Source organism: Bradyrhizobium sp. Leaf396, from assembly GCF_001424605.1.
GTDB classification, from domain to species: Bacteria; Pseudomonadota; Alphaproteobacteria; order Rhizobiales; family Xanthobacteraceae; genus Bradyrhizobium; species Bradyrhizobium japonicum_C.
The window spans coordinates 23,508-40,959 of the sequence record NZ_LMQJ01000032.1 but is presented as its reverse complement, the minus strand read 5'-3'; the positions used below and the strand labels follow the sequence as shown (position 1 = coordinate 40,959).

The 17,452-nt window shown below is 63.8% G+C and carries 14 protein-coding genes and 5 pseudogenes; 5 read left to right on the top strand and 14 right to left on the bottom strand.

Going from position 1 to position 17,452, the window contains the following annotated elements; genetic code table 11:
- The 3 pseudogenes from ASG57_RS38105 to ASG57_RS39425 all read left to right on the top strand — a co-directional run.
- A pseudogene (locus tag ASG57_RS38105) lies at positions 1-245 on the top strand (hypothetical protein); the annotation flags it as partial.
- A gap of 477 nt (positions 246-722) precedes the next feature.
- A pseudogene (locus ASG57_RS40145) lies at positions 723-917 on the top strand (hypothetical protein); the annotation flags it as partial.
- Positions 918-999: 82 nt separating this feature from the next.
- Positions 1,000-1,331: pseudogene (locus tag ASG57_RS39425) on the top strand (c-type cytochrome); the annotation flags it as partial.
- Between the two features lie 53 nt (positions 1,332-1,384).
- Here ASG57_RS39425 and ASG57_RS24595 read toward each other — a convergent pair.
- The 7 genes and pseudogenes from ASG57_RS24595 to ASG57_RS24570 form a co-directional block, all read right to left on the bottom strand.
- Positions 1,385-2,158 carry a Crp/Fnr family transcriptional regulator gene (locus ASG57_RS24595; RefSeq protein WP_024343341.1) on the bottom strand — a complete coding sequence of 258 codons (774 nt, stop codon included), beginning with the start codon at positions 2,156-2,158 and terminating at the stop codon, positions 1,385-1,387.
- Positions 2,159-2,667: 509 nt separating this feature from the next.
- The gene (locus tag ASG57_RS39420) at positions 2,668-3,075 is read right to left on the bottom strand and encodes an FAD-binding protein (RefSeq protein ID WP_230646879.1); all 408 of its coding nucleotides are present in this window, start codon (positions 3,073-3,075) and stop codon (positions 2,668-2,670) included.
- Between the two features lie 221 nt (positions 3,076-3,296).
- A pseudogene (locus ASG57_RS39415) lies at positions 3,297-4,181 on the bottom strand (FAD-binding protein); the annotation flags it as partial.
- 637 nt (positions 4,182-4,818) lie between these two features.
- Positions 4,819-5,574, bottom strand: coding sequence for a 4Fe-4S dicluster domain-containing protein (locus ASG57_RS39410; RefSeq protein WP_244490946.1), 756 nt, complete (start codon positions 5,572-5,574; stop codon positions 4,819-4,821).
- A 35-nt stretch (positions 5,575-5,609) separates the two neighbouring features.
- Positions 5,610-6,236, bottom strand: a 627-nt coding sequence (locus ASG57_RS39405) for a 4Fe-4S binding protein (RefSeq protein ID WP_244490945.1), incomplete at its 3' end; no start/stop codon positions are given.
- 8 nt (positions 6,237-6,244) lie between these two features.
- Positions 6,245-6,558 (bottom strand): annotated as a pseudogene (locus ASG57_RS24575) (metal-sulfur cluster assembly factor).
- Positions 6,555-7,064 (bottom strand): DUF2249 domain-containing protein, encoded by a 510-nt coding sequence (locus tag ASG57_RS24570; RefSeq protein ID WP_024343345.1) that lies wholly within the window; start codon positions 7,062-7,064, stop codon positions 6,555-6,557. The pseudogene ASG57_RS24575 and the gene ASG57_RS24570 overlap by 4 nt, the downstream one beginning before the upstream one ends.
- Before the next feature lie 481 nt (positions 7,065-7,545).
- Here ASG57_RS24570 and ASG57_RS38815 point away from each other — a divergent pair, with 481 nt between their 5' ends.
- Both ASG57_RS38815 and ASG57_RS40140 read left to right on the top strand, forming a co-directional pair.
- Positions 7,546-7,695, top strand: a complete 150-nt coding sequence (locus tag ASG57_RS38815; RefSeq protein WP_196232448.1) for a hypothetical protein — start codon at positions 7,546-7,548, stop codon at positions 7,693-7,695.
- Between the two features lie 426 nt (positions 7,696-8,121).
- Positions 8,122-8,253: a DUF433 domain-containing protein gene (locus ASG57_RS40140; RefSeq protein WP_080655018.1), complete on the top strand. Its 132-nt coding sequence runs from the start codon at positions 8,122-8,124 to the stop codon at positions 8,251-8,253.
- A gap of 1,201 nt (positions 8,254-9,454) precedes the next feature.
- Here ASG57_RS40140 and ASG57_RS24565 read toward each other — a convergent pair.
- The 7 genes from ASG57_RS24565 to ASG57_RS24535 form a co-directional block, all read right to left on the bottom strand.
- The gene (locus ASG57_RS24565; RefSeq protein ID WP_024343347.1) at positions 9,455-10,660 is read right to left on the bottom strand and encodes an NnrS family protein; all 1,206 of its coding nucleotides are present in this window, start codon (positions 10,658-10,660) and stop codon (positions 9,455-9,457) included.
- Positions 10,661-10,681: 21 nt separating this feature from the next.
- Positions 10,682-11,869 (bottom strand): NnrS family protein, encoded by a 1,188-nt coding sequence (locus tag ASG57_RS24560; protein ID WP_051160788.1) that lies wholly within the window; start codon positions 11,867-11,869, stop codon positions 10,682-10,684.
- 19 nt (positions 11,870-11,888) lie between these two features.
- Positions 11,889-12,638: an ABC transporter ATP-binding protein gene (locus ASG57_RS24555; protein WP_024343349.1), complete on the bottom strand. Its 750-nt coding sequence runs from the start codon at positions 12,636-12,638 to the stop codon at positions 11,889-11,891.
- A complete protein-coding gene (locus tag ASG57_RS24550) occupies positions 12,635-13,453 on the bottom strand; it encodes an ABC transporter permease (protein ID WP_230646877.1) in 819 nt (272 codons plus the stop codon). Before ASG57_RS24550 ends, ASG57_RS24555 begins: the two co-directional genes overlap by 4 nt.
- The gene (locus tag ASG57_RS24545; protein WP_024343351.1) at positions 13,450-14,439 is read right to left on the bottom strand and encodes an ABC transporter substrate-binding protein; all 990 of its coding nucleotides are present in this window, start codon (positions 14,437-14,439) and stop codon (positions 13,450-13,452) included. The genes ASG57_RS24550 and ASG57_RS24545 overlap by 4 nt, the downstream gene beginning before the upstream one ends.
- A 154-nt stretch (positions 14,440-14,593) precedes the next feature.
- Complete coding sequence (locus tag ASG57_RS24540) at positions 14,594-14,818, bottom strand: hypothetical protein (RefSeq protein ID WP_024343352.1); 225 nt, start codon at positions 14,816-14,818, stop codon at positions 14,594-14,596.
- Between the two features lie 128 nt (positions 14,819-14,946).
- Positions 14,947-17,274: a TonB-dependent receptor family protein gene (locus ASG57_RS24535; protein ID WP_028146145.1), complete on the bottom strand. Its 2,328-nt coding sequence runs from the start codon at positions 17,272-17,274 to the stop codon at positions 14,947-14,949.
- Between the last annotated feature and the right edge of the window lie 178 nt (positions 17,275-17,452).

The window sequence follows — 17,452 nt, the reverse complement described above, 5'->3', positions numbered from 1 at the left end:
CCGGCACGAAACATGAAGTTCCTGCGGGAATGGCCGTTCGACCTCTATGCGGGATTGCTGCTGCGCGCCGGCCTCTTCGTGAGCGCTTCTACTGCCGCTATCTGTGCCTGCTCGGGGCGGCGCTCGCGATTCCGGCCCGCATGCGGATGTTCGAATGGCTCAAGCGCTACCGCGAATGCGGCGCCGAATGTCACGTCAGCGCGCGTCGCTGCACGGCGAAGGCGATCCATCCGCTTGGGCAGATCATTTCGACCAAGACATCTGCCGCACTTGAGAAGCGCGCTTCGCGCCGCCAACCGTTGCCGCAGCCTGCTCCGACCCTGCCGTCATGAGGAGGTCGTCATGAGGACTGACACCTCGCCTGATCATCCGGCCCGCCACCGCGCCATCACCATTGGCGAGCGCCACGGTCGTCGCGTTTGCAGGACCGGCGCGTCCCTCGCCGATCGAATTCGAATGGTGCGGCATGGCAATGGAGGCGGACGCCAGCATTCCCTTCAACGGCGGCGACGCGCAGCCGCACGACAATCCGCCGCGATCGTCGAAGCCGAGGTCGAGCGCATTGAAGGCGCGCTGCGCCTGTTCCGCGCTGAATCGGAGCTGCGCCGGCTCAATCGCGACGGAACCCTGCCCGAGCCGAGCGCCGATCTACAGCGCGCCGTCACCCTGCGCTTCGCACCGCCGACCTCACGCAGGGACTTCGATTCGTCGGTGCAGGCGCTGTGGGAGGCACATGTCGACTGGTTCGCGGATGGCACGCGCACCACGCTGCCGCCGGGCGCGATGATTGCGCGGACGCGAGAGGAGTGGACTGGCGGAAGATCCAGCTTGCGCCGGAGGCGATCTCGCTCAGCAAGGGCCGGCCCCTGGCGCTCAACGGCCTCGGCCAGGGCTACGTCACCGATCGCGCCGCGGAGCTTCTGGCGAGACAAGGCTCTGCACGCGTCCTCGTCGACCTCGGCGAGCAGCGGGCGATCGCGCTGCGCGAGGGGGGTCGCCGTGGAGCTGGTGTCGCGCGACAATGCGGAGCCGTTGCGACTTGCCCTTGGTGCACTGGCGGCGTCGGAAGGTTCGGCGAAGAACAAAGTTGGCCCCCGCGCTCAACGGCCTAGACGGCCGCAAGTCGGGCTCGGTCGCGGGGCTGCAGCTATTCGGATGCGAACAAGAACTCGGGCATCACCTGGGACGAGTCCAACTTCCTCGACTACATCAAGGAACCCAAGGCCAAGGTACCCAACACCAAGATGGCGTTCGCCGGCATCAAGAACGAGGCGGAAGCCAAGAATCTCTGGGCCTACCTCAAGCAATGCGACTCGCCGCGGCGATTGCGATTGCGATCAGACCCGCTTCATTTCGTCCCGGCGCAAAATGGTTTGTTCGGGCGTCAGGGATTCATCTCGGACTGAACCACTTGCGGCACGGCCGGCTCCGGACACGGCATCCTGGGCTTCAGGGGGCAGCGCGCGCTAATTCTGTCGCAAGCCACCAGCTTGCAGAGCTGCGCCATATCGCGCACTACGACCCTCGAGGCGCGCACGTCGACGCCCACCGTGCGCAGCTTGGCGAAAACGCGAGAAAGCGATTCCGGCTTCAAGCCAAGTCTGCCGGCGATCAGCGACTTCTCGTACGGAAGCGTGATCGTGCACGGCCCGCGGGTGCGGTCGGCCAGCGAAGCCAGGAACTCCGCCACGCGCTGCGTCGCGCTCTGGGCCACCAGTTGCTCGATCTGCTGCACCATGCGGTGCAGATGCTGCGAGGTCGATGCGATCATCGCGATCGCGATGTCGGGCGTATCGCGGATGCAGTTGATGACGTGATCCGCAGGGATCAGCATGACGCGAGCCGGCGTCACGGCGCTCGCGGTAGCGGGATAACAGCCGGACGTGAAGGTGACGGCCTCGGCAAAACTCTCACCCTTGGTCAGGACGTTGAGAACCGCTTCGTCGCCGGCCGGCGTGACACGATAGATTTTGATCCAGCCGTCGATAATGACGAAGAAGGCGTGCGCCGGCTCGCCCTGGCGGAACAGCGCGTGACCGGGACGAAGATTGAAGACGCTGGCCCCCGCCAGAAGAACGGAGAGCGCCTGCAGCTTCAGTCCGCTGAACGCCGGTATGTCGCCGGCGACCTGAAAATCAACCGGAGTAGGCGCTGTCATGGTTTCTCCTGCTGCCCGATTTTCTTGCTGACTTTCGATGATCTCTAGCTGCATGTCATGATGTGGATCAATTTGCACCATGAGGGCGAGGACCGTCCTCACACAGCGCGATCAAAGACCAAGACGCGATCGGACGTAAGTCTTCCCATTCCTCTGCATCATCAACCCATTCCAGTCCGGGCTATTTGTGTAGGCACAAATTCGGGAAGCTTTTGGCGGGCGTTCGACTGCAGGTCCGCCGGCTCAGGCGGAGAAACCGAGTCCCGCACGCGGAAGCCCCGGTCGCGAGATGCCGCACCGCCCCCCCCTCGAGAGGGTCAGGCCACGAAGCTCGAATCACACGATCCGGAAAATAGCCTGATAGCCAAACGTCCAAGCGTCGGCATGCAGAAATGGGGGCGACCGGCGCCGTGGGTTGCCCTGACGCGTGTCGGCGGCGACTTACAAAAGCTGACCGAATGGCAAGCCATCCGGGCCGCGAGACCAAACGCCGGCACCTACTTAACGCGCTACTCCGACTGGCGGCGAAGGGAGGCATTGGCTTGGCACGCAGCGGCACGACCGGCGATCCGCCCGAACACAGTGGAGATGGTGATGCCGAGGCCGGCAAGGTTGCCCTCACGAAGCACATTGGCGGCCATGATCGCGCCGGCGGCGAAAAGGCGACTCGAAGCGGTGCCGTCGGCCCGCAGTATCCGGGTGTCAGGGGCGATGGCAACGCCAAAATGGGTGAAGGTAACCCCTGGTCGCAGTGGGTAACAGAAAAACGGCGGTCTGCTCAATGGGTTCGCGCAACACGACTTCGGTGGCAGCAGTCCGATGGTGGCTCGCTCCACTGGCTCCGTGTCGGCCGATGCGACGAGGGCTGCGTTGAAGCGATTGACGGTACTGTTGAGAACTGCAGAATCGAGTTGCAGCTTGTTGGAAGGTCACCGACGTCATCAGCTTGAATCGGACGAAATACCGAAGGAGCTGTCTTCATGTACCCGTCAAGATCCAGGATCAGATAGGCGATCTGGTCGGGACAGCGGCTGATACGTACTCCCCATTTTGAGAAATGCATCTTGCCGATGTCCTCGCCCTCATCCGCGATTCGCAGACCATTTCGATCGACAACTATGCCGTGTGGAATTGCAGTTACGCGGGTCACGACGCCACCGTCGAACTTGGGGCCTCGCGCATCGAAGGGAACCATGTGGCAATGCGACGGCTCTCCTATGGAGCGCATGCCACACGCGAGCAAACGAACGAGCAGGTCACCCAACGCGTAAGGCGTGCCTCGGATCACGAGACCGTTCGCAGCATCCCCAAGCTCCTCTCGAAGCCATTCGATATTGGCCGGATTGCCACCAGCACATATAGCGATGGTCTTCGATGCTACGTGGCGGACTACGCCTCCCCGACTAACGAAGGACACGCAATACTCGGTTTGGCTCAGATCTAGTTCAATCACGGGGCTGCCGTGCCAGACTGTCGCGCCAAGCCGGATTGCGGCAGCGTAGAGCGCGTTCATCATGGCCTTTCCCCCGCCGAGAAGGAAGGCGGTCCGATTTGAGACATTCTGGCAGCGGTGATCTCTACGCTCGAGATGGATTCCATTCTCGACAAGCCAATCGGTAGTCTCCGCAGATTCGCGGACCAGGATTTCGGTCAGCTCCCGGTCAGCCGTTCCGCGCGTCACGTGCAAGATATCGCCTATGAACGCCTCTTCACCGTACTTTCCGGGCACGAACGTAGTCGGCTGCTGATGCGCAATCCGGAAATTGCGCGCATGACGAGCGTTCTCGCCCCGCAGAATTGAAGGCGCTGCCTCGATCACGTGAACCGACGCGCCGCATTGACGTGCAGCGATGGCGGCACATAGAGCCGCGCTGCCGCCGCCGACGACTAGGACGTCGACGCAGCTGCGAAGCGCCGGAGCATAAGTTGTTAGCTCGCCGCTCGCGTGCGCTTCGAGCTCGGCTTGAAGTGCCCGTCGGTCCAAGCCAGTTAATGACAGGGGAGACTTTGTTGGACTTCTCACTGGATCGTCCTTCGCAAGTCATTCCGTGCGACCATTCTGGCGACGAGGGCGCTATGAGCTCCAGACGAGGCCGGCAATGGTGAATATAGCTGTCCGGGCTCCACAGCGGGGTGCACGACAGGGAAGTCGTTCAGGAGATTCCTCGCTCCAAAGCAGGCAAGTAGGGTAAGCGCACTTGCTCGCGTACGTCCTCACATGCCGGTATGGTCTCGACCGCCGTCGATGCCGGTTGTTTAGGCCGCAAGTTGGCCAAGGCAGGAAGAGACTGGTCTGCTTCGCAGAGGCGCCTTCGGGCTCGCCCTGCCCACTGGGCTAAAGTGAAGCCTCGATTGGCGAGGCAACACTTAGGGGTGCCCAGTCTGCATCTCTTGCAGCAAGCACGCAATCAGCACAAAAAGGAGCCGTCGCTCGAGATCGGGCTTGCGTCTACGCCACCCGAGTTTGTGTAACTGTCGCATTGCGTTCTCCCTTGCCGGTCTGGAGCCCATTAAGTTGCCACCAGTAAGAACGTCGTCGTTGTTCTGGCACAAAGAGCGTGTCTGCCCCTTGCCGGTCTTCGAATAGCAGCCAGCGGCAGCTTGGGCGAAGATGACATCCAGACGTTCGGCCGTGCACTCCAGGCAGACTTCCCGGGACGCTACCGCTCGACAAATCGGTCCGTGGCGGAGAGCGTATTGCCGGCCTCGTCCCGAACGGTGAACACGACGTCCTTCTGCTCGGCGCCCGCCGCCGTCAAGGTGACGCGTAAGGACTCCGAGGCGTCGGCGGCGACCTCGATCGGAGCGATACCATCACTGCCCACGATGGAGAGCCTTGCATCGATGCCGCTGACGGAGAGCGTGTAGCGATGAGGGCTCGCTGACTTGTTGAGCAGCTTCACGGTGTAGGCATTGCGCAACGACCCGTCGGATAGCCGGACAGCTACGGGATCACGATCGTGCTGGACCGACAACGTCAAGGTGGTCCTCATCGCGAACCCGACCCCGATCGTTCCCGCCAACGCAAGGCAGGCCGCCGTCAAGCCGACGGTCTTCGGCCGCAGAAGACGGTTGCGAGGGGACTCGTTGCTGCGGCCCCGCTCGATGTTAGCCCAGCTTTCGTAATCGATCAGGCCTCTTGGGCGTCCGAGCTTCGCCATTACGCCGTCGCAGGCATCGACGCACAGGCCGCAATTGATGCATGCGAAGTTCGGCCCCTCCCGGATGTCGATCCCGATCGGACAGACAGCGACGCACTGGCCGCAGTCCACGCAATCTCCCGCCGTCTCACCCCGCAGGCGCAACTCGGCGGCCTTCTTCGCGGAGGTCCGCTGCTCACCGCGATAGTCCCGATAGTTGACGGTGTAGGCCTCCGGATCCCAGATCGCACCCTGCAGGCGCGGCCAAGGACACATGAAGGTGCAGACCTGCTCGCGCGCGAAACCCGCANCGTCGTGCCCGTGAACACCGCGATCCAGGTAAGGGCGTTGGCGGAAAAGTTGCCGGCAGCCAAGTCGCGCAGCAGGTCCGGCGCGTCGGTGAAGTAGAAAATCAGCGTGCCACCCGTTGCCAGGGAGATCAGAAGCCACGCCGTGTGCTTCGCCGCGGACTGGACGGCCCGCTTCGGCGTGAGGGGTGCTCCGAAGTTCTTGAGACGCTGGCGCCTGCCGCCCTCGATCACGCGCTCGACGAGCAGGAATAGATCGGTCCAGACCGTCTGGGGGCATGCGAACCCGCACCAGAGGCGCCCCGCAAGCGCATTTGTAAGAATCAAGACGGTCGACGCGAGCACCAGGAGGCCGGTGACCAGATAGAGATCCTGAGGCCATATCTCGACGAAAAACGCGTAGAGGCGCCCGTTGGCGAAATCGAGCAGCACCGCCTGGTCCGGTGCGTTCGGTCCGCGATCCCAGCGAACGAACGGGGTGACGTAGTAGATCGATAGGGTCAGCAGCAGGATGGCCCATTTGATCCTTCGGATCGGACCTCGGACGGCCTGCGGGACGACCGGCAGTCCGGCTGCCGCCGCGGCCTTGGCACGCGTTTTCGCGTGGTTGATCTCGATGGTGATGGCCATGGGAAGCGTCAGTTCACCGCGGCGAAGCCGAGCGAGGCCCGGACCGCTTGTTCGAGGAGGTCGGGAGTCCAAGGCGGCTCGAAGGTCATCGCCACGTCGACGGAAACGACCCTGGAACGGTCGACGCCGCCGTACGCGCTCCTTCCTTCAGGAAGGACGTCGCTGGACACCCCGGCGTCGTCGCCGTCATCGTGATGCGGACCGCCCCATCCGCGACCGCGATATCGTAGACCAAACCGAGATCGACAATGTTCTCGCCCAGTTCAGGATCGATCACGACGCGCAGCGCGTCGCGGATGTCCTCGGCCAACTGGCCCATCATGATGGCGCCCTCACGGTCAACTCGTAGGTGGCGCCGTCAGGGTGAAATCCACCGAGCCAGCGAAAGCCGCGTTTTTCGAGCTGAGGGAACAGGAAGACCGGCTCCCGTCGAAGAAGGGATGACAGCGTCTCGCCGGGCCCCAGCTTTTCCGCCGCTGCGAGGATCCGGACCATGGGCTCGGGCGGATCCAGGTCGCGGTTGTCGAGTTCCACGACAGGCTCGGGCCAAGGGGCGAAGGGGGAATTGTTTGCGGCAACCGATGTGGTCTCCGCCTTGGCTCCGGCAGGCGTGAACAGCACCTCCCATTCGCCGCCTTCGAGTTCGCTCGTCGAATGAGCGAAGCCCTTGTCGGCCATGACGGCGAACAAAGGCACCGGCTTGAACGGCGCGTGCAGGCGGAGGCCCTGCCCCTGCCGGAGTCGACCGACCGCGGCCATAATGACCGAGAACGGCTCGCCACCGCCGCGCAGGATCGGGCGGACATCGACATCCAGGTATTCGGTCATGGCGATCTCCTTCTCAATTCGTCGCGCAGATGAAGCCTGACATTCCGTCGTATCTCAGGAGCTCATCATCGGCGATGCAGCCGGCGACTGGCGCTCGCGTGGGCACTGCGCCTAAAACGTCTTCGCGCCCTCCGATCGAACGCGAGCCACGGTATCCCGAGGTCGAGCGAGGTCGTTGCGCCATCGCAAAGAATCGCCGGACCTTGGGGGAACGGGCCTCGCGCCCCCCGGGCAAGGACCCGGTTCAGGCGCCGATCGACCAGCGAAACGATCGGAAGGCGCCAAGTTCACGGAGATCGGAGGAAGACCCGCGTCTGAGTGGTGGAGGTGTTCCGCGTGTTTTGAGCTGCCTCAAGGCAGCTCAATAAAGATTTCATAGATTAGCCAACGTAGCCCCGAGCGGCGCCGCCATGACGTCACTGAGGTTATGACCCCGGACTCCTAGGCACTCCGGGGTCGCCCCTTCCTTCAGGAGGCTGGGATGAAGACGTTGACCGAGGCAGAGGCCGCATTGAAAGAGATGGAGCGGGGCATCAATGCGATCAGGTCCCGCGAGCTTCGCGAGTTGGTCCACGAAGCCGTTGAGGAGTACCGAGAAATCATTAAGATGCTGCGCAGGCTCTACAATTGACGCTACCTCAGTTGGCAATTCATCAATTACCAATATTTCCGGCTTATCATGAGAGAATGCCGGACAAGGAAAAGAGCCTGGAACAGATACTGGACGAAATACACAGGAAGGAAGCGGCAGAACGCGCGCGGCCGACCTGTGACTCGAAACAGCCCAAAAACAAGTGAGGACGCCTAAGTGGGCGGCCTTTTCATTCTCAGCCCCCGTACTTCCGCTGCTGGCTCCTTCTCGGAAGTCCGATAACGTCCGCTTTCGCGCCGCTGTTAGGATATGCGAACATAGGATGCACCTGCTCCTAACGGCAAGTTTTATGAGTACGCACCCAAGTGCTTGTGGAGAGGCTCAAATGGGAGCATCGCACCCGACCATAGAGGCTGAAGTCGTTAGCGATCCCTCCATCATGAGCGGGGATCCGTCGTTCGCGGTATCTGCGTGCCTGCCGAAACCATTCTCGCGTACCTCCGCGGTGGCCAAAGCGCCGAAGACGTTTTCGAGGATTATCCAAGCCTACCTGTAACGGCATCGACGCTGTCGTTCGCTGGGCGCGGCGACGTATAGTGCGGACTGGATGTCCAACCCACCGCCGGCAGAGCGTTGAAGGATCGTTTCTCCATCGATGGGTGTCTGAAACGACGATCTGGTCGGGGACATCCATGTCGACGGCAGCGTCCACATCAGAGAATGGTCTTCGGAAGACCACGACATCGGTGACATCGGAATCCGAAATGGCCTTAGACCGGAATTCGACGATGCAGTGGCTGGTTGGGTTCGGAGAGAAGGCTGCTCTGGAGATTGTTGAGTCGAAGAGGAGGTTTCTCGCGAGATGGGTTGCCTCCAGGCCGCGTCTTTCGGGGCTTGGATTTCATGCACAGGATCTCTTGAACTCGTCTGGATCGGCAATGTCCGCTCGGGCAGGAAGTCGTCGGCGCTATGATCGTTCAATCGTCGTCTGATGGTTTCCGCTCCGCAATCACATCGTCGTAAGCGGGCATGGCTTGGCGAAAAGCAGATGGGGTGCTACGGCGCCTGCAGGCAGACGCAGCGACAAGATCCTGCGCGAGCTTGCGATCCCACGAGTCCGAGAGGATTTGATCGATGTCAAAGCTTCGAGCGTCCATGCAAGACGGATCCTATTCTACAACATTCGCGGCAAGAGGCGATCGGATGAATGTCACTTCAATCGATTTGCGCAGTGCGCCTGTGAGCACCGTCATGACGACCGAGGCCACTAGTCAACAGCGCCTTGAACATCTCGAATCAGACACAAGTACTAGTTCGATCTTGATTTGGCAGCATACGTCTGTCTTTGCTGAGCGACAAGGATCGTGCTTCGAACCTTAGTTGCCGATCCGAGGTAGGAAGCCGCAGAAAAGTCGATGTTGGGCTAGGAGTTCTAGGGAGACGGAAAAAATGCTCACGGTTCACTCGCTGATCCCGATGATGTGAGTATCGAGCTCCGCCGAACGAGCCGTTTCGCAGCCGTCGGGAAAGCCAGATTGATGGAGTTCGCAGCCCTCGCTGATTTTGGACTCTCGGCAGCTCCGCTTTGGAAGGCAATGCGAAGCAATAGCTTACAAGCGCAGCGGCCGAGCTTGGCCGACTTTGTTTCCAGCCAGTTGGCTGCGCTGCAACAAGTCCCGACTGAAAGCAACTTTCGGATGCAGTTCGTTTGTGCTGAGCTTAGCGCACTATCCCGCTAACAATTAGCCTAGTGGAAGCAGTCTGATGCGCTTCAAATCGAGCGCGGCAGCGCGACAACCTACCGCGGCGCTCCCTTCCGCGGCAGCAACAGCATCGGCCCATACAGCAAGGCAAACAGCAGGTAGGCGGCGATCCAGGCCGCGCCAGCGAGGCTGAGGGTCGCGAACGTGGTCTCCGGCGAAAGGGCCGCGACAATGCGCGCGAGCGCCGCGCTCACAATCAGCAGATAGATCGCGACCGTCCCGGCCGACGCGGTGAGAGGGCGGCCGGTGTGACCGCGGGTCGCCCGCGTCATCACCCCCAGTGTCATCAGTCCGATGCCGCCGACCGTCCAGGCGTGGATCGCAGCAGTCGCCGCTGCCCGGTCGCCTGTCCAATGCGCGAATCCAGCGAGCAGGAAGCCGAGAGGGATGAAGGCATAGCCCGCATGGAGCACAGTGACGAGCGGCTCGGCCAGTGCGCGCTGCGGATACCAGCGCGCCTGCCGGAAGAGGTGGAGCACGCCGGCAACTAGCAACAGCCCGGCCAGAACTGGATCGGCCACGGGCAGCAGCGGTGCGCCGGCCCAGCCGAGCAGCGCGAAGAAGCCGACGATCGCCGCGACGGCGTCGATCCGGCCGAACGGCGCCGGCAGCGGCCCGGGCTCGCGCGGCCTGAGCCAATTCGTAGTGAACGCCGGCACAATTCGGCCACCGATGATAGCAATCAGCATGACGATGGCGGCTACGGCGAAGCGATCGCCGTAGGTGGAGCGGTCGTACCGCCAGACTTCGTAGTGGACCAGTGCCTGCGCCAGCGCCAGCGCCCCTATCCCGGCGAGCACCTTAAGGTTGCGCCGATTGCGCGCGGCGACGATGTCGCGCCCGATCACAGCGAGCAGCGCCAAAGGAAACGCAAGGCTGAGCGCGGCGACAACGCCAGGCGACGACAGGCTCGACAGCGCTATCGCCGCCCGCCCGGTCAGCCACAACGTGAACAGTGCGATCAGCGGCAAGCCGCTCGACGGCCGTCGCCCGGTCCAGCTAGGCACCGCGGTGAGCAGAAATCCCGCCACGATGGCCGGCACGTATCCGAACAGCAATTCGTGGCTGTGCCAGGCGACCGGCGGAAACGCGCTCGGCAGGGCGACAAAGCCGAGATACCACGGCACCCACAGCGCCACCATCGCAGCCGCGTGCAGCGCGCCGAACAGGAAGAACGGCCGAAATCCGCCAGTGAACAAAGAGGACATCGCCCAGCCGCGCGGCTTCACCAGCATCGGCATGTCGAGAATCCTTTCACATTGCTATGAGCCGATCGACGCCGGGTCCGACAGCAGCGGCCAATAGGCTTTCAGCCAGATCAGGAACGCCGATGCCCAGATCAACGAGGCAAGGCCGTGCGCCGGACCGGGCGGCGTGAGCCAGCCGAGATCCGGCGCGAGCCGCAGCATCAACCCGATCAGCAGAACGGCCATGGCCGTCTTCGCGAGGCGGCCCAACGGCAGCGTCCGGTCGGCATGCATCAGCCCGGCGATGCTGAACACCGCCATCACTCCAAGTCCGAGCCCGCCCATGGTGATGACGTGCAGCCCTGTGGCTTCGGGAAACGGCAGCCCGAGCCGGGCAGCGCCGATCAGCATCAGCCCAGCCCCGGCCAATATGCTCGAGCCTGCCGGCGACAGGATCTCCGCCCGCAACATCTCCCGACCGACGAACGCCTCGCTGGCCCGATCCATGAACGCCGCGCCGGCAGCGACCCACAGGAAGCCGGAGACTGCCGGCGAGAGCGCGCTGAGTTCACCCGCGATTGCGACGGCGGCGAGGCCCGGCCCGAGATTAAGCCGTCCCGGATGTGGCCGGTACGGCGAGTTCTGTTCGCTCGGGTCGAGTACGAGATTTGTGACCGGCACGGTGATGCGCGCCAGCGCCAGCCCAAGAATGCCGCACCACAGCAAAGTGCCGACGCGCGTCATCGTCTGCGCCAGCGCCGCGTCCGAGGTCCAGAATGCGTAGCGAATGATAAGGGCCGCCGTCAGCAGCGCCGCGATCCAGCCAGCGAACGCCAGGAGCCGCGTTGTTCGTCTGTAACAGGACACTGCCAGCAGATGAACCAGCAGCGCGGTCAGCCAGGCGGCATCGAGCAGCGCGGCGACCGGCGTCAGCGCGTCGGCGCCCAGCAGGCCGGCGATCCGCGCCCCGCCCCAAAGGCCAGCGAGCACGAACAGCCTGGTGTGGCGGACCGGGCGTGTGTCGGTCCACTCGGGAACCGCGGTGGTTATGAAACCGAGCAGCGCTGCGCCAAAGCCGCCGATCAGCATTTCCTGCGCATGCCACAGTCCGGCCGGCATCGCCCGCGCCAGAGGCAGGTCGCCGCCGTGGACCGTTGTCCACAGCACCGGCCACAGCGCCAGATGCAGCGCCGCCAACGGAAAGAATAGTCGAAACCCTTCATCGCCCAGTACGCGATGCAGCGACATCGGATAGTTTCTCATGACCCTCGTCTCGACCGGCTCATGCCTCTCTCCGTTCGTCGACGTCGTTGATGTGACAGAACAGCGGATCGTCGTGCAGGAAGCTCTGCACCTCGTCGAATATGTCCCGATCCTGGCGCATTCCCGGGACGCCGGGCAAGGTCCGCTCGCCCGCAACGCCGCGGCCGTTGAGATCAAGCACCGCGATTCGGTGCGCAATCCGCACCGCCTCGATCAGATCGTGGGTGATGAACAGCGCCGCGAACGCCTGCATCGTAGCGGCCTCGATCACGAGATCCTGCATGCGGCGCTTGAGCGCCTGATCGAGAGCGGTGAACGGTTCGTCGAAGAATACGAAATCCGGCTCGACAACGAGTGCCCGGGCGATCGCCGCGCGCTGACGCATGCCGCCCGACAACGCGACCGGAAACTTGCCGAGATCGTCTGCCGCGAGCGCCACTCGCGCCGCGGCGGCCCGTGCTCGCCCCCGGCGTTCGCCATACGGGACGCCGACAAGCTTCAACGGGTAGGCGATATTGTCCACCGCGGTCGCCCACGGCATCAGCCGCGGCTCCTGGAACACCATGCCCTGGCGCGCATAGGACCGAACCGTGCGCCCGCGCATCGGCTCGATGATCCCAGCCGCAATCTGGACCAGCGTGCTCTTGCCGCATCCGGACGCCCCGACTAGCGCAACCACCTCGCCCGGCGCCACGGCAAGCTCGACATTGTCGAGCACGGTGCGTCCGAGATAGGCGTGGCCGATGCCGGCGAGCGTCAACGCGGTCATCGCTTTACTCCCCAAGGTCGCGCCGCTTCGCGCCAGCGCTCAAACGCCGAGCGGATCGGATGCAACACGCAGTATTCTACGGCGATCAGCGCCGCGACCACGATCATGATCCAGGCCAGGGCCGCCGCCACGTCGAGATTTGATCTGGCGCGCGCCAACGCCCCGCCGACGCCGCCGGTATTAGCAAGCAGTTCGGCCATGACCGCGACCTTGAACGCTGTGCCGAGCGATATGGTGGTCGCGGGGAATACTTGGGCGGCGACCTGGCGCAGTCCGATCGTCGTTACCCGCCGCCAGACGCCGGCGCCAAACGCCTTGGCCATGTCGTCGAGGCTGCGGTCGCGGCCGGCGACGCCTTCGGCCGCGCCGGCGAACATCAGCGGAAACGCCGCGATCACGATGGTCAACAGCACGGTGCCGTCGGTCGGACCGAACCAGATCATCGCCAGCACGATCCAGGCGATCGGCGGCACGCCGAGAATCACCGTGATGAGGGGGCGCGCCAGCCGCATCGTCGCCGCCGAATACCCGGCAATCAGCCCGGCTGTCAGCCCGGCGAGCGTCGCCATCGCAAACCCCTGCAGCGCGCGTCGCACGGTGTCGAGGGCGATCGTCCAGTTCGACGGCGCGGTCAGGATCGTAGCTGCAGCGGCCAGCGTCGCCAGCGGCGCGGGCAGGATGAAGTCGCCATACGCTTCGTGGCCGGTCTGCCAAAGTGCGGCCAGCATGGCCAGCGCGGCGAGCCCGGCCCAGGCGCCCCACAGGAAGCGGACCGCGGCGAGCAAGCGATCGGCGATGTAACGCGCTGCGGTCACAGATAGAAGCCGCCATCGGGTAGCCGCCCCCCGATCATCGCCATGTCAGCGCCGGCCGCCTTGGTGAACATCCGCTCAAGATCGGCCCGCGCCTCGCGCGCGCTCACCGCGACCAGCTTGGAATGCGGAATCGACTGCTGGATGATCGGCAGCGGCAGCTCCAAATGCGCGGCGGAATGGCCAGCGGCCACCGCAGGGGCAGCGTTGACTTCGGCAGTGGCTGTTACCAGCGCCTGCTGCAGCCGCGGTAGCAGGCTCTCGTTCGCGGCGCGGAACGTGTCGAGTACAGCGAGTCCCGCCTGCGGCAAGATCGGCGGCCCGCCTACCGCCCGCGCCCATTCGACCTGGATATCCATCGCCCGATGGACCGGGCGGTTGGCGAGCTTGCCACGGAAGATCGCCGCGGTGGCCGCCGGCTCAGGCACGAACGCGGCGTCGATTCGACCCGCAAGCAGCAACTGAATGGCCTCGAGGGGCGTGCCGGTGGTGCTGACCTGGATATCCTTGCCATCATCGAGGCCGTGATGGCGCAGCAGAATGTTCGCCAGGAACTCCGGCGTGTCATTGCGGAACGGCACCGCCAGCCGCTTGCCCGCGAGCGCGGGAAACGTTGTCAGGGAAGGATCGGCGGCAATCAGGAACAGCAGGCCGTGAGTCATGACGTTGACCAACCGGATGCCAAAGCCGCGATTGTAGAGGTTCGCCGCCGCCGCCGTCGGCACGATCACCAGCGGCATTGTACCCGAGGTCAGCCCCGCGCGCATCTCGTCAACGTCGCGCCATGCTCGGAACTTGGCCTTGTCGGCAAGAAACGACAGCGACCCGGTGGCGACCGCGTGGGCCAGTATGATCGATGGGCCAGCCGGCGGCCCGGCCAGCGTGGTCTCTCGCAGCGATGCCGCCAATACCGGCTGGCGCAGCAAGGGGTTTGTGGCGAACGCGGAGGCTGCGGCAACGAAGGCGCGACGAGAAACGGGGGCTGTCATCGGTACGCTCCACGTCCGCTCGTCATCATGTCTGGGTGGAGTTGCGACATCATTCGCGCTGGGCTGATTGCATCTGCCGGGTCGGCGTATTGGCCTGCCTGTGGTCGCAGTTGCGGGCCTCCTGTGTTCATTCCGATGAGGCTCGCAGGGGCGTTCAGCTGACGCAGGCCTTGTCGAGCGCCTTCAGCCAAGTGTCGCCGCCGGCGAGGAACCCGGCGCGGGAGACATTGTCGTCTTGGTCGGTGAAGTTCCAGACGAATATCAACCTCTTGGCGACCCACCGGATCATCTCCTGGTCTTCCGCCGCGAATCGAGCAGCGTCGGTCTCTCGCACGTTGTCGAAGCGCTCGTTCCTGGCGGTCGATCGAGCTCTCGCCACTGCCGTTCCACCGATTCAAGAAGTGTTTGACGATCATCGGCTCCGCCGCAGGGGTGGACAGGACCATGGCGACGGGCATCGCCGCTGCACGCGCGTGCTTGCTCATGTCGAACTCGATGTTCACTCTTCTAGAACTTGGCCTTGATGCCGGCGTAGAAGCCTCTGCCGTCGGCAGGCAGGAACGCGGCCTGATCCGACGTCGCCCGGTCGACCACCAGCGCGGTCGCCGCATAGGTCTTGTTGAACAGGTTGGTGATCTCGCCGAACACCCAGAAGGTTTTGTCGATCTTGTATTCGGTGCGCAGGTCGACCACCGCATAGGGATCGGCGTACAGCGTGTTCATGTTGTCGACCGCAACTTTGGTCGGGCTCCAGCGCACCGCGCCCTGAACCATCCAGGCGTCGGTAGCCTGCAACTGCACTTGCGCATAGATCAGATGCGGCACCACGCCGCCAAGCCGGTTGTTGCCGCGCACCGAGTCACGAACGAAGCGGAAGTCCTGATAGGTGTAGGCGAGCCGCCCGGACAGCCGGTCGGTGAACTTCATCCCGGTGCCGAGTTCGACGCCGAAATGCGTGGTGCGGTCGGCATTTACCGCCGCCAGTGGCGCCCCAGTGACGTCACGTAGCGTCAGCAGTTCGTTGCCGACCCACGAATAGTAGGTCACCGCATCCCAGGAGAAGCGATCGGTCCGGCCGCGCCAGCCGCCTTCCGCCGTGTTCGCCGTCTGCGCGCGCAGGTTTGGCGTCGCGAACGCCGCCGCCGCCAGCGCCGGATTGCCCGGTGACGGGCGTCCCGCGCTCGAGTTCGGCGTGCCGTTGAGCGTCGCGATCAGGTCGTCGTGGGTCGGCGGCTCGAAGCTGTGGCTGCCGGCGACGAAGAACGTCTGCACCGCATCCGGCCGATAGCTGATGGCCAGACTCGGGCTCCAGCCCGCGTACCGGCGCGAGTAGCTGGTGTCCTGGGTCGCCACCGAGCCGTTCGGTAGCAAGGCAGTCGGATTGGCCGGGTTGTACGCGATCGTCGGCCGGCGCGCGGAGCCGTAAATGTCGTCGTTGTCGCGGGTCGCGTAGGCGTAAGAAATCGAGGGCGATACCACAAACTGCCTCCAGACCGGGACGTTGGCGCCGGCGTACAGCGACAGGGTCTGGGCGTTCAACAGGTTGGCGCCGAACTGCGCGCTGGTCTGCCCGCTCTGGTTCAACGCGTAGAAGCGATCGGCCGAACCAACGGTGTATTGCGCGGTAGTCTCGAACAACGGCAGCAGCGCCGCAGTGGGATTGTAGGCATAGCGCGCCACACCAGTGAAGTCGCCGCCCTGAGTGGCGCGGACGCCCGATGAAATCGGGAACCGGAACATGTCATCGGTGTAGGTGTAACCTAACGCGAGATCGAACAGATGCGCATCGATCACCGCTGTGGTGCGGTTGCCGACCATGAACTGGCTCGCCTCGCGCCGCGGCTTGTCACGCACGGCGTTGGGGCCGGGATTGATCGCGACGCCTCCGACCACCGTGGGACCGGCGGCGGTCTGCCTGGGGTTGGCGTATAGCGCCGCCCTGTTCAGCGGGCCGGCCACGTCGAAGCCGAGATCGGTATAGCTCATGAAGAACCTGGTCTTAACGTTCTCCGAAAGGGCGACTCCGAGATTGCCGTTGACGCCGACGCGCTCCGACGAATTGTAGTCGCGGAATCCGTCGCGTCGACTGGTCTCGAACTGAAAGAACGCATCGACATCGTCCTTCCTGCCGCCGACCTGCCCGGAGGTGTTGATCTGGCCGAAGCTGCCGCCGCTGACGCCGATCTGGGTGCCCGGCTGACTCGAACCGGTCGGCGACACGAAGTTGATCGCGCCGCTCAAGACCGTCGCGCCGAGGCGATTTGCCATGTAACCGCGATATACCTCGATCGAATCGGCCTGTTGTGGACTGGCGAAGCCGATGATGAAGGAGCCGTCGGCGCGATTGATCGGCAAGCCGTTCTGCAGCACCAGAACGCCGCGCTCTGCTGGATTCTGCTGGGCGGCGCCGCGCATCTGGATCCGCGGTTGGTCGTTGGCGCCAAGGAAGTTCTGCACGATCAATCCGGGAATGCCGCTTAGGCTGTTGGCCAGCGACGGGTTGCCGTGATCCGCGATATCCTGCTGGGTCATCAGGGCCACGCCGCCGGGCAGCATGTCGAACCGCTGGCGGACTACGCCCGCGGGTTGTACCGAAGGCGTCGCTGGCGAAGGCGTAACGGCAGCAGTCGGTACACGCCGAGTCGCCGATCGTTGCTGGCGCACGACGGACCGTTGGGGTTGTCGCGTCTCGACCACGATCGGATCGAGCGTAATGGCCGACCCGGGCGTCGCCGATTGCGCGAAACATGCCTGACTGGCCGACGACAACAGAGCGGCAAGTGCCATCGTCCGCAGCGGTAATTGCCGGCCGATCCACCGGATCGCCTGGATCATGTCATTGTCTTTTATATGCCCGGCCACGTTCATCGCTATCCCCTGTCCGCTCGATCGTCGGGCATGATGCCGGTGTCCCGCGCGTCGATGCAGTCCGACGTTCTTCAAGAAATGGAAGGTCGCCATCGCACGTCGAACCGCGACACGGGAAATCCCACCCCCCGATCCGTACTTAGAC

What these genes read in the sequence shown, in the direction of transcription:
- ASG57_RS24565 (WP_024343347.1), bottom strand. Translation starts at nt 10,660, where the DNA reads ATGCCGATGCTGGTGAAGCCGCGCGGCTGGGCGATGTCCTCTTTGTTC.
- ASG57_RS24555 (WP_024343349.1), bottom strand. Translation starts at nt 12,638, where the DNA reads ATGACCGCGTTGACGCTCGCCGGCATCGGCCACGCCTATCTCGGACGC.
- ASG57_RS39410 (WP_244490946.1), bottom strand. Translation starts at nt 5,574, where the DNA reads ATGTGTCCTTGGCCGCGCCTGCAGGGTGCGATCTGGGATCCGGAGGCC.
- ASG57_RS24595 (WP_024343341.1), bottom strand. Translation starts at nt 2,158, where the DNA reads ATGACAGCGCCTACTCCGGTTGATTTTCAGGTCGCCGGCGACATACCG.
- ASG57_RS24535 (WP_028146145.1), bottom strand. Translation starts at nt 17,274, where the DNA reads ATGATCCAGGCGATCCGGTGGATCGGCCGGCAATTACCGCTGCGGACG.
- ASG57_RS24560 (WP_051160788.1), bottom strand. Translation starts at nt 11,869, where the DNA reads ATGAGAAACTATCCGATGTCGCTGCATCGCGTACTGGGCGATGAAGGG.
- ASG57_RS38815 (WP_196232448.1), top strand. Translation starts at nt 7,546, where the DNA reads ATGAAGACGTTGACCGAGGCAGAGGCCGCATTGAAAGAGATGGAGCGG.
- ASG57_RS24545 (WP_024343351.1), bottom strand. Translation starts at nt 14,439, where the DNA reads ATGACAGCCCCCGTTTCTCGTCGCGCCTTCGTTGCCGCAGCCTCCGCG.
- ASG57_RS24570 (WP_024343345.1), bottom strand. Translation starts at nt 7,064, where the DNA reads ATGACCGAATACCTGGATGTCGATGTCCGCCCGATCCTGCGCGGCGGT.